Here is an 11,593-nt window from a genome sequence, read left to right as displayed (position 1 = left end):
GATGCAAGCTGGGGGTTCTCCGCCACGGCTTTCCGATAGTAGAAATCCGCATTGGCCTTGACCGCCGCCTGTTCCGCCTTTGCCGCGTCCCGCCAGGGTTTCAGCTTGCGTTCCGCCCGCCAGTTCTGGACACGGCGGTTTCCGTAGCCCACAGCCTTATCAATGCCGCGTTCTCCCAGGTGGCCCGACTGGACGCCGGAATTTTCCTGCTCTACCTCCCGGACCTTGCCGTGGATGGCTGCGCCTGCCTCCTGGATGGGGCGGGACAGCGGATTAGCGTGAGGCTTTCCCGGACTCTTATTGGGGATCGCGTCCCTGGCGGTATCCAGACGGTCCGCCGCCTTGTCCGACTTGCGGATGGCCCCTTGCAGCTCCGGCGTCGCCCGGTCGGCTTCGGAAAACTGCAATCGGGAGGATGGGCGGCTCGCCGCCGCCTCGCCCTCCCGATAGGCCCTGCGCTGTTTGCGGCGCTTCTTTTTGGCTGCTGCCTGTTCCCGGCGCAGTTCCGCACGATCAACCGCTTTCCCAGCGGCACCCGCCGTGTCACCGGATACAGAATGGTCCTGCTCCGGCGTCCGGTCAGAGGGATAGGTGGTCTCGCCCGTGACCAGATTGACGGATACCGCCCCGTCACGGGTCATCTTCTGCGCCTCCTTTTCGGGGGCTTTCCATTCTTTCAGGGTGCGTCACCTCCTGGTCCATAGGGGCAGATATTGACACACGCCCCGGTTTCGATCATAGCGATGTACCGGAAAATGGGATAGGCCTGGGGCGGACAGACCGCATTCCCCAGAGTTTTCAGCCGCAGCGCCCGGTTGTCGGTGTCCTCGGTCATGCGGGGGACTCCTTCGGGCTCGGCACGCCATAGGATGCGTCCGTCCATTTCGGGGGGAATCCCATAAGCCATTCCACCCAGTCCGGGTTCAGCGCCGCTATCTCGGAAAGGGGCTGCTCCTGCCGGATCACCTGAGCCGACAGGTTGAAGGACGGGGATTTGTCCCGGAAGGCCGCCGGTTTCAGGGTGGAACGGTAGCCTTCCGACGCCGCCGGGGTCAGATAGAACACCGACGCCGACAGGGACAGGCTCCAGATCGATCCGTCCTTGTTCCTCTTGCGGAATATCCCATTGTCCGACAGGAACACATCCAGGTTGGCAGCATCCCGCCCCGTGGATTTGTCGGAGGCAAGGGGTGTGGGAAACATCAGCCGCGACGATAAAAGTTCGCTGGCGCTCATGCCATGCGCCGACGCCGCAAGCCGGAAATACGAATGGGAGAACAGCGTATCCCGCTTTTGCCAGGTCAAAAATCGTTTTGTCGAGCCCCATATTGATGAAGCCAGCAACATTTTCCCCAAGCACCCAACGGGGCCGCAGTTCGGCAATAATGCGGCACATCTCCGGCCACAGGTAGCGTTCATCCGCAAAGCCCCGCCGCTTTCCTGCGGTGGAGAAGGGCTGGCACGGGAATCCGCCGGAGAGGATGGTGACGGTTTCAAATCCTGATTTCTCAAAAAACGCCTCCTTCGTGAATGTGGTGATGTCCCGAAACTTCGGCACATCCGGCCAGTGCTTTTCCAGGATGGCGTAGGGATAGTCCGCCCACTCGCATTGACAGACCGTTTCAAAGCCCGCCGCCTCTGCCGCCAGGTCCAGCCCGCCGATGCCGGAAAAGAGGCTGACATGGGTGAGGCGGTCAGGCATGGGGCTGATCCTCGTCATTCCCGCAGTCCACATAGAAGGCGTCCAGCTCGCACAGCTCCAGGGCCTTCAGCCGGGCAAGGTCGGTCTTGTCGCCGAACACCAGGTAGCGGCCGGGGATACTCCAGCGGTCAAACATCTGGTCTGCGATCTCGCCATACCGCCGGGCGGTGTCGATCAGGTTCTTCATGTCCCGGCGATCCTTGATCTTCCCGGCCAGGAAGGCCAACTGGTGGAGCAGCCCGTAGAGATGCACTTCCTCGTCGATGTGCGCCTCGTAGGTCTTTTCCTCGATGACATACAGCTTTTCCTGTTCCATATTCTTATCCCATCCTTTCCTCATGTTCCACCTCGCTGGGCTTGGTGGTGAGCAGTTTATAGAGCTCGGTATCCTTGGGGAAGTCATCCGCAAAGGGCAGGATGACATTGTTGAAGAACAGCAGCCCGTGACCCGGCTCGGAATTGGTCACATAGGCAAGCTGCTCCGACGAAATGTTTAGCCGCTCCGCCAGTATCTTCCGGTCGCCCGCCGCCTGGTTGAGCATATAGATGAAGTCGCTGTTCTCCAGGATGTTTTCAATCTCCGGAGAGGATAGCAGGTCTTTGGGGTTCTGGGTCGCCCCGGTGGGGATGCCGCCCCATTTTCTGAACCGCTTCCAAATCTCGGCGCTGTATGCCGCAGTCTGTTCCTCCTTCAGCAGAAGGTGGAACTCGTCCACGAAGTACCAGGTAGACCGGCCAATGGCACGGTTGATGGTGACGGTATTCCACACCGCGTCCTGGACAATGAGCATCCCCGGCTTTTTCAGGTTCTTGCCCAGGCCCTTGATGTCAAAGCAGACAAGGCGATTGGAGATGTCCACGGTGGTACGGTGGTTGAAGAAGTTCAGCGAACCATTCACATAGAGGTCCAACGCCTGAGCCACCCGGTCAGCCTCCGGGATGTGCTGGGACAGCAGGGCGTTCATCAGGTCGCCCAGAATCGGCATATTCCCCGGCCGGGGGTCGGCAAAGTAGGGCTGGTAGATCATCTGCATCGCCCGGTCAATGACCGTTTTCTCGATGGCCTCCAGTCCCGTCTTGCTACCCATGATGAGCTCGCAGAAGGACAGAACAAAGTCGGATTTCAGCGCCAGCGGGTTTTCTTCTTCGGAGTAGTTGAGGTTGATGTCCAGGGGGTTCACATAGTCGGTGCTGGATGGGGACAGCCGAATCACCTGACCGCCCAGCCGCTTCACCAGGGGCGAATACTCGTCCTCCGGGTCACAGATGATAACATTATCCTGGGTCATCAACATGATAAAGGTGATCTCCCGCTTGCAGCTCATGGATTTGCCGCTGCCGGGGGTGCCGAACACAAGGCCGTTGGGACAACGGGATTGCTTGCGGTCCAGCAGAATCATGTTGTTGGAGAGGGCGTTGAGCCCGTAGTACATGGCGTCGCCGCCCATGAACACCTCCTGGGTGACAAAAGGAACGAACACCGCCAGGGCCGAAGTGGTCAGGCTCCGTTCGATCTTGATGCGGTTGAGGCCCAGGGGTAAAGAGGACATCAGCCCGTCCTCTTGCTGAAAGTCCAGCCGGGTCAGAAGGCAGTTATAGGTCTGGGCGACGCTGGCCGCCTGGGATACGGCGATCTCCAGCTTTTGCCGGGTCTCCGCTGTGTGCAGTACCAAAAAGGTCATGTTGAACATTCTCTCGTTGCGGGATTGCAGGTCGGTGAGCAGGTCCTTCGCCGCACCGCCATAAGTAGCCAAGTCGCTGGGGAGTATGTCCATATCATAGCCGCTGCGCACCGCCCGCTTCTGCTCCTGTATCTTCATGGTGTCCAGGTCGGTGATCTTCCGCTTGACCATTTTGATGGCCTCGTTCTGGTTGATGCCCCGGATGTGCATGGTGACCATGATATTTCCGTCCGCCTCCATAAAGTCGGTGAGGATGCGGTCGTGCATCTCCGGCGCCAGGATTTGCAGGAAGGACACCGCCCCGTACCGCCTGCCGATGCGGAAGGTGCGGGTCTCCCCGAAGTGGAAGGAGGGCGGAGAGATGAAGTCCTTCACCGAAAGGCCGCTGGCCGGGAGCCAGTCCTATTCAAAGGCGAACTGCCCGCCCTCCGGACGGAGGCCGTCTGCCGGGTGGAGGATGTTGTAAAGCAGCTCCAGCCGTTCCTTTCCGTCCAGCACATGAGCCGCCGCTCCCATGACCTTGAAACGGTTGAGAGTGTCGGTCTCAATGCGGGCAAACCGGGCCCTCGCTACGGGAAGGTTCTCCGCCTCGATGGTCAGGGTCACATACTTGGTTTTTACATAGCCATTGTTGCCCCGCTTATACTGCATCCGCAGGATGTCCACCGCTTCGTCCCGGATGGGGTCCAGGTCATTGCCCTGCCGGGTGATGCCGAACATTTCATCGGCGACGCTGCCTCCGCTGCGGCTGTCCAAAGTGACCTGGACACCGATGGAGGGATCGTAGCCGTTATAGAAGTCGCAGAGGCTTTCAAAGATGCTCCGCTGGTCCTCCGGCCCCGCCAGACGGTAATTCACATCCTCAAAGGCGATGGTCTTGGAGAAGGTCCCACCCTCCAGCCTGCACAGGCCGTCGGGAAATATATTCTGAAACGGGATGCTGTCCTGCACCGTATGGGTTTTTCCGTCGCCCTTGGCCTGCCGGATCACCGCCTCGATCTGCTTGCGCTCGGCACGGGTGAGCTTACGCTTTGCCGGTTTTTCTGCCTTTTCTCGCAATCCGCTTCACCTCCTGTTCCAGTTGGGATTGCCGCACCAGGGCGGAATAGAGATTGTTGGTTTGGTAGATGCGCACCTTCGGCCGGATGAATTTGTTCTGGATCAGATGGCCCAGGAACACCTCCAGCGGCTGCCCGTTCTTCTCGTACATGGCGAACAGGAAAAAGGGCAGCATCACCAGAATCATACACAGCGCCGCCGTGGTGGTCCCCAGGCTCGCTTTTGCCAAAAAGAAAAGCGGCACGCCTACCAGCGCCGCCGCTCCGAAACAGATCACTTGTCGTTTGGTCAGCCCGAACAGAACCTTGCTCTGTATCCGGCTCAGGTCCTTCGGGATCGTTACATAAGCCAATGTTTCACACCTCCTTTAGTGGGCGCCGAACAGGGATTTTGCAAGGCTGCCGGTCTTGAACAGGGTGTAGCACAGCAGGGCCGTATAGCCCATGCACCCCCAGATGGCCGCGGATATGTTGTCGCCGGATGTGGAGATGCCCTCCACCAGCACCGCGTAGATGCCCACGCAAATCATAATGAGGAAGGCCTGGAAGCCCAGGGCCAGCAGAGAGCGAAGGTAGTTCTGCCCCGTGGAGCCCCACTCCCGGTTGACCATCGTGGCAAAGGGAATCGGCCCTATGGAGGTCACCAGATACACCTCTATCATTCTGCCGTAGATCACCAGGAAGATGCAGATAGAAAGTATCTGCGTACACAGCCCCACGAACACGCTCTGGAACCACAGCCCCAGCAGGGCGCCCACGCTCCAGTCGGCAAGCTGGGTCTCCAGATCGCCTACCACGCCGGAGATGTCGATGCCTGCGTCCGAGATGATGACCCCCGCCTACTGGCTGACCACATTCTGCGCCACATCGAACACCGCCATGACGATGTTCCAGGTGTTGGTGACGATCAGCACGGCGCAGAAGGTCTTGAAAATCCACTTGAAGAAAATCCATGTGTCAAAGTCGTGGAGGTTGTTTTTCTCAATGATGAGCTGGATCAGCTCCTTTCCTAATTTCTGATAATTGAGGCCGTGGGAAACCTGGCTGCCCCGGTTCTCGGATTGATTGAAGCTGTCGATGGTCTCCTTGCCCAGCAGCTCCGAGATTTCTTTCAGGGTGGATTTCTCCTTGCCTCCCAAAAACAAGGTGGTGTCGCAGTTGCCCACAATGGTGTCTGCGGCGTCCTTGTAGATGGTCTTTAACTGACTTTGGGACTGCAAAATAATAGAAGCCGAGATTTCCCGGCTCCGGATGGTGGCGATCAGCTTGTCGAAGTTGGGTATCTGCCCGATGTTGGCGAACTCGTCCAGGAGGCACCGCACATGGACGGGCAGCCGCCCGCCGTACATATCGTCCGCCTTATCGCAAAGGAGGTTGAATAGCTGGCTTTGCAGCATGGCGATGACGAAGTTGAAGGTGGTGTCCGTATCGCTCATAATGAGGAATAGCGCCGTTTTTCGGTCGCCCAGGGTGTCCAGCTCCAGTTCGTCGTCGGACATGATCTCCCGTAGCTCCGCAATATCGAAGGGGGCAAGGCGGGCGCCGCAGCTAATCAGGATGGATTTCAGGGTCTTGCCAGAGACGAAAAGTCAAGGACTTTTTCATCAAATTCAAAAAGAAATCACATTTTGCGGACTTCCTCACGGAGCAGACGCTTGATTTTGTCCTCCATCGTTTCTTTTGCGGTCTGGCTGAAATGCACACGGACGATATAGGTGGTCTTGCCGATCTGCTTTCTGACAGTCGGGCAAGGGGCGGTGTTGGTTGCGGTATTGTTCATTCAAAATCCTCCTGTAAATAAAAAATGCCCGGTGACTTTTCATCATCGGGCGGTGATCGGTATGAGGGAAGAAGGCAAGGCGGCAACATTAAGGTATCTATAAAAACCTTGCCGTCTTTGCCACGCTTGCCGTGTTCCTGCTGTCAGTCTCGGAGATAGCAGACCCATGCTGTGCCGTCTTTCTCGGTCACAAGTCTGTCCCCGATACGGCTCTTTGCCGTTCTCATGGTGCGTGAGGAAATCCCACGCTCATTGACTGCCTTTTCCAACTCTGCACTCGGCATACGCTTTCCGTCCGCAAGCAGTTCCAGAATAAGCATTTGCGCCTGTGCGGTCTTGCTCTCGGTCTTGGCGGTGTCTGTTCCGGCAAGAAGCTCGTCAGCGGTAATGTCATAAGCTCCTATCCATTCAAAGCCTTTCTCGTCTCCCAGAGAAAAGGCAAGGGACTGTCCGGGCGGCGCAAGGGAGCTTTTCTCATGGATCAGCACCCTCGTTGTGGGGCTGTCCTTCAGCTTGCCGATAAAAAGCAGACTGCGGACTGCCGCCGTAATGTCGATAGACCCCAATCCACGGTAGGTGCTTTGCGTTCCTGCGGCTTTGTTGAGGTGTCCAATCAGCACGATAGCGCACCCTGTAGCCTGTGCAATGTCTCCCAGACTGCGGAAGATGGGACGGACTTCATTTGCCCGGTTCATATCCACATCTGCGCCCATAAACGCCTGCACCGGGTCAATGATAACCAGCCTTGCATTGTTTTCCCGGATTGCCCTTGCGATGCGTTCATCGGCAAGGGTCAGTGGTGTGCCTCTATCGTCAATGACAAGCACTTTTTCAAGGTCTGCGTCTGCTTCCATCAGTCGGGGCTTGACCGTATCACCCAGACCGTCCTCGGCAGTCTGGTAAATGATATTGAACGGTTCAAGGGTTTCCATACCGGGCAAGGGCTTTCGGTTGGTGCAAGCCGCCGCAAGACGCATGGCAAAGTAGGTCTTGCCCTCGCCGGGGTTGCCCTGTATGATGGTCAGCTTTCCAAAGGGGATATAGGGAAACCATAGCCAATCCACGCTCGTCAGCTCCACATCTGCCATGCGGAGCATGGGGACAGGCTGGGCGGTGGGCAGCTCTCGCAGCGTGATTGTCTCGGCTATGAATTTGCGGCTGGGAATGTCCCCTTGCTGGCGGAGAACATCGTTCCAATCTTTCCTTGCCGGGACAAGGCGAATGACGGCAATCTCACCGGGAATGGACTGTGCCAGTCGTGTGCAGGCTTCATTTCCAGCGGCGTCGCTGTCAAGGCAGAGGAACACTTTTCGGGTGTCCTTGCGTTCAGAAAGAAAACGGTCAAGGGCTTTGCCAGAAACGCCGCCCAGGGCAAGATAGCTCCTTGTCTGCCAGTCCTGCGGGTAAAGGCAGATAAAGGACAAAAGGTCTATCGGTGCTTCAAAGACAAAGAGCTGATTGCCGTTTCCCTCATAGCGGAACGGATAGGACTTGTCAGACCCGGCAATGTCCTGTCTGAATGGGTCTGCCGTTCCTCGCACATGGGCGTATCTCGGCGTACCGCTTCGGTCTCTGCCGACAAACACAACATTGTGCCGCTTTGCGTCCTCGTAAATATCCCCGGAAAGAAGAAAAGTCTCAACAAGCGTTTTGTTGAGACCTCGGCTTTCGCAAAGATATTGAATTGCTCTGTCGGCTGTTCTGTTGTGCAAGGGCAAGTGGAACGCTGTGGGCGGTGCTGTGGTGGCTTCGGTCTGTCCCTCGCCGTTTTCGCCTGTCAACATCTGAACAGCTTCGGGAAAGGACTTGCCGTAAAACTCCATGACGAAATCAATGGGATAGCCGCCCTTGCTCTGGCTGTGGCGAAACCACTTGTTTCCCCGGACGGTCAGGCTGTCATGTTCTTTCCAACGGTATTCCCGTCCGCTTTTGATAAGTGTCTCTCCCTGTGTGCGGAGAAAATCTTCCAGACTGACGGCGTTTGCCCGGTCAATCTGTGCTTGGGTGTAATTCATCGGGATAGTTCCTCCTTTTTCTGTCGTGTTTGGGGTCGATTTTGGAGCTTTTGTTCCTCTGTACGCTCGTTAAATCGGGCGGCAGTATCTACGCATGACTTGACCTTCCAAAGGCGGTGTAAATCGTCTCTGACAGCCTTAAACTCGCCATAGGTGGTTTCGTGCGCCTGTTCCAGCTCGTCATACTCGTCGGACAGCTTTTTCATATCCACCTTGCCGTCCGGGAACTCCCCGGTCAGCTTTCGTCTGGCGGCGTAGAACTGTATCAGTTCCGCTTCATGCTCTGCCTTGTACTTGGCTCTGGGCTTCTCAAACTTGATTTTCTGCAAGCCGTCATAGACAGGCTTCAAGTTCTGGAAAGCAGCGGAGCTGTCATAGAGCTGCTTGATTTCTTTCATTCGTGCGGTCTGCCCGTCCAGCGTTTTCTTCAAGCTCTCTGTGGTGGAGCTGTGTTCATTGACACGGCTTTCCAAATCTTCAAGGTTGTAAATGCCGTTTGCCCGGAGATAATTGAAAGTCTCGTTCATCTCCTTTAGGTTGCTGATTTTGCCTTTCTGGGAATAAGCCCCGGCTTTGCGCTGGGTGTAGTAGGCGTTCAGCAGAGAAACAAGGTTGGGTGCCTGCGGCTTGGCAAGCTCTGCTTTTGCTTCGGCAATCCAATCGAACAGGAGAGCGATTTTCTTCTTGATGTCCCGGATAACGGCATTGGTTGCCTTGATCCAGCGGTTGAACTCGCCCTTTTCGGTGCGTATGCCTTTCTTCTCCATTGCCCGGACGGTTGCGCCCTCATGAACGGTGGGAAGAAGCTCCACGCCCTGACGCTCATAGCTTCGGTGGTCGATACGAACGTCAAGCCCCTTTTCCGCAAACTTGGCGTTGCATAGCTCCGCCCATGTCTGCCGCCAGTATTCCAGCGTTTCGGGACTGCCCCAGTCGGTAGTGGGAACGGCGTTGAAAATAAACTCGCCGTTCTGGTCTCGGATACGGTTGCCGTCCTCGTCCAGCTCGTACACCCGGCGTTGCTTTAGCCCCCATTTGCCGTTCTGCTCGATGGGGCGGATGGGGCAAAGCACATGAAAATGCGGGTTTGGTATGCCGCCGTCCTCCCGGTCTGGCTGGTGTACGGCGAAGTCAACCACCATGCCCCGGCTCACAAAGTTCTCCAACAAAAATTGCCTTGCAAGAGCGATGTTTTCCTCAAGGGAAAATTCATTCTGCAAGGCAATGTCAAAGCTGTATGCAAGCTGGGCGTTCTTTCCACGCTCGGCTTTTTCCACGGCGTTCCATAGGGTCTGGCGGTCTGCGTATTCGGGCGGTGCATGGGACGGCAGGAGAATGTCGGAGCAGATCACGCCGCCCTTTCGGGTGTAGTCGCTGTACTCGCCATAATACTCGCTATACAATCGCTCCCCGGAACGGTAGGCGGCAGAAGCAATAGCGGACTGTCCTGCGCTTCGCTTAGTCTGCGTGACGCTCAGATGAAATAGTGCCATCGGCTTTCAACTCCTTTTCTCTGTTTGCTTGGCTGATGTGGGTAATCGCCATGTGACGGACGGCTCGTTGGACTTCTGCCAGAGAAAAGATGTACTCCATCAGCTCTGTCATTTCGGTGCGTGTGAGATCTTTGATCTCCGGGGCAAGGCTCTCAACCGTGCCGCCCAGATTGCAAAGGCGGTGGGTGCGCTTGGTGCGTTCGCCTTTCTCCAGATACTTCTTTCTGTTCTCCAGACGCTCCAGCTTGTGCTGTTCCTGTGCAAGCTGCGTCTCGGCTCGTTCCTTTTCGGTTCGGAGCTGTTCAAGAGTTTTCGGTTTTGTCATTGTGATTGACCTCCTTTTTTGATTTTTGGGATAAAAAAAGACCGTCAACTTTTCGCACATTGCGACCAGTCAACGGTCTAATTTTCAGTATTAAATTGTATCACTTATGATAGAAATTTAGTTAATACCTGTTCATTTTTTACTCATATAATGCTGGCAATTCATCTTCCGATGCAGTTGTTACTTCGTAGTCGTAACTCCCCCAGAATGCTCCTATATCGGCTGAAGTGAAGAAATCTTGTTTCATGCCTGTTGTGATGACTCTTCCAGATTTTACAGCGACCTCCGAATAGATAACCTCATAAGATGTACCATCAGAAAGATTAAATCGGAAACTGGTCACTGAGCCACCAGCAGTAGGTTCAGTTGTTTTATCTTTCAGAGAAACACTTTCAAAAGTCTGATAAATTTCTTCAATATCTTCTGATTTGGTAATCACTTTTTTCTCCGCATCCGCAGGATTAGTGAAGCGGAACATTTCCACATTTTCGATACTGGACAATTCAAAAGGAAAGTCAATATTTTCTTCTTCATTGCAAGCAGTTAGTGTGAAACAGAGCATAACTGCCATAACCATTATAAACATTTTTTTCATGTAAATCACCCTTTCTTGCTCACCATTTGACTGATAGATATTGATGCAATTTATAAACCTTGCTGGCGGCGAACAGCATTTTATGCTGTTTGCAGACGGCAAGTCCACAAGGGATAGCCGCATAAGCGGCGCAAGGGAGTGTAGCTCCCTTGACGGAACGAAGTGACGAAACATTCTCGGTCGGGCAGTTTTCTTCTGCTGACTGGGAATGAAGCTCCGCAGGACGCACATACTCCCGATAGGAGAGTATAGAAGTGCGCCCTTTAGTTCCTAAAGGGATTTTATCAGTTCGACAAATTGGAAGTTGTTAGTCGCTATCTTGTTTGCGGTTAAATTCAACTAAATGCTTATCTTGGGTGTTAGTTCCTTTAGGGTTCTCTATGCCGGTAACTTCATAGTATTCATCACTGTATTGTATTTTACTACCATCAAAATCTTTTTGAATGGATTTGACATATTCAAACGGATTTTCTATTGGTAACAAACTTAATGCCCGCTGTAGCTGTTGTACCGCTGTCCTCTGCTCATCGGTCAGTATTTTTTCTTCGTTTGCCATGTGTTCTTCAAATTTATTTTTATCCATCCAAACGATTTGCTCCAATGGGTTAGCAGTACCACAAGCCAAGATTAAACGGATAAAATCTTCAAAATTTGCCGCTAATGGATATACATTTTGGTCTACACAACTTTCTGGATTGCAGGCAAATACCATTTCTCCATATTCCGGCAAAAAGCAATACAGAATACATCCTTCAAATCCGATTGGATTTGCGTTGACGGGATAGCAAAAATACGGGTCTGCAATATCTCCATATTCTAAACATAAAGATCCCTTATCGATGGGAAGTGCCATATACTTTTCGTAAATTGTTTCCATTGATGTGCCTCCACAAAATTCCGATTTGTTGCTCACTTTTCGTATTCAAATTATACCATAAAACTT

9 protein-coding genes and 4 pseudogenes are annotated in these 11,593 nt (G+C 54.3%); all 13 read right to left on the bottom strand.

What is annotated here, in order from left to right:
* Nucleotides 1-641: pseudogene (locus B9Y59_RS15855) on the bottom strand (peptidase M23); the annotation flags it as partial.
* Between the two features lie 35 nt (nt 642-676).
* Nucleotides 677-1,720, bottom strand: a complete 1,044-nt coding sequence (locus tag B9Y59_RS11210) for a DNA cytosine methyltransferase (RefSeq protein WP_242967299.1) — start codon at nt 1,718-1,720, stop codon at nt 677-679.
* The gene (locus B9Y59_RS11205) at nt 1,695-2,018 is read right to left on the bottom strand and encodes a hypothetical protein (RefSeq protein WP_085533523.1); all 324 of its coding nucleotides are present in this window, start codon (nt 2,016-2,018) and stop codon (nt 1,695-1,697) included. The genes B9Y59_RS11210 and B9Y59_RS11205 overlap by 26 nt, the downstream gene beginning before the upstream one ends.
* Before the next feature lie 4 nt (nt 2,019-2,022).
* Nucleotides 2,023-4,443 (bottom strand): annotated as a pseudogene (locus B9Y59_RS11200) (VirB4-like conjugal transfer ATPase, CD1110 family).
* A complete protein-coding gene (locus B9Y59_RS11195; protein WP_059004499.1) occupies nt 4,409-4,795 on the bottom strand; it encodes a PrgI family protein in 387 nt (128 codons plus the stop codon). Before B9Y59_RS11195 ends, B9Y59_RS11200 begins: the two are co-directional and overlap by 35 nt.
* Nucleotides 4,796-4,810: 15 nt before the next feature.
* Nucleotides 4,811-5,446: pseudogene (locus B9Y59_RS15400) on the bottom strand (VirB6/TrbL-like conjugal transfer protein, CD1112 family); the annotation flags it as partial.
* Nucleotides 5,438-6,022 (bottom strand): annotated as a pseudogene (locus B9Y59_RS16020) (VirD4-like conjugal transfer protein, CD1115 family); the annotation flags it as partial. The pseudogenes B9Y59_RS15400 and B9Y59_RS16020, both read right to left, overlap by 9 nt.
* A gap of 41 nt (nt 6,023-6,063) precedes the next feature.
* Nucleotides 6,064-6,222 (bottom strand): transposon-encoded TnpW family protein, encoded by a 159-nt coding sequence (locus tag B9Y59_RS11185; protein WP_009243220.1) that lies wholly within the window; start codon nt 6,220-6,222, stop codon nt 6,064-6,066.
* A 143-nt stretch (nt 6,223-6,365) separates the two neighbouring features.
* The gene (locus B9Y59_RS11180) at nt 6,366-8,237 is read right to left on the bottom strand and encodes an AAA family ATPase (protein WP_085533521.1); all 1,872 of its coding nucleotides are present in this window, start codon (nt 8,235-8,237) and stop codon (nt 6,366-6,368) included.
* Nucleotides 8,234-9,730: a MobQ family relaxase gene (gene mobQ / locus B9Y59_RS11175; protein ID WP_085533519.1), complete on the bottom strand. Its 1,497-nt coding sequence runs from the start codon at nt 9,728-9,730 to the stop codon at nt 8,234-8,236. The genes B9Y59_RS11180 and mobQ overlap by 4 nt, the downstream gene beginning before the upstream one ends.
* Nucleotides 9,696-10,055, bottom strand: coding sequence for a DUF3847 domain-containing protein (locus B9Y59_RS11170; RefSeq protein ID WP_085533517.1), 360 nt, complete (start codon nt 10,053-10,055; stop codon nt 9,696-9,698). Before B9Y59_RS11170 ends, mobQ begins: the two co-directional genes overlap by 35 nt.
* A gap of 139 nt (nt 10,056-10,194) precedes the next feature.
* Nucleotides 10,195-10,650 carry a hypothetical protein gene (locus B9Y59_RS11165; RefSeq protein WP_085533515.1) on the bottom strand — a complete coding sequence of 152 codons (456 nt, stop codon included), beginning with the start codon at nt 10,648-10,650 and terminating at the stop codon, nt 10,195-10,197.
* Nucleotides 10,651-10,957: 307 nt separating this feature from the next.
* Complete coding sequence (locus B9Y59_RS16255; RefSeq protein WP_242967298.1) at nt 10,958-11,527, bottom strand: hypothetical protein; 570 nt, start codon at nt 11,525-11,527, stop codon at nt 10,958-10,960.
* Nucleotides 11,528-11,593 lie beyond the last annotated feature (66 nt).

Origin of the sequence: Anaeromassilibacillus sp. Marseille-P3371, assembly GCF_900169665.1 — a bacterium.
GTDB lineage: Bacteria > Bacillota > Clostridia > Oscillospirales > Acutalibacteraceae > Anaeromassilibacillus.
The sequence above is the reverse complement of the archived record's forward strand: the minus strand, read 5'-3'. Positions and strand labels throughout refer to the sequence as shown.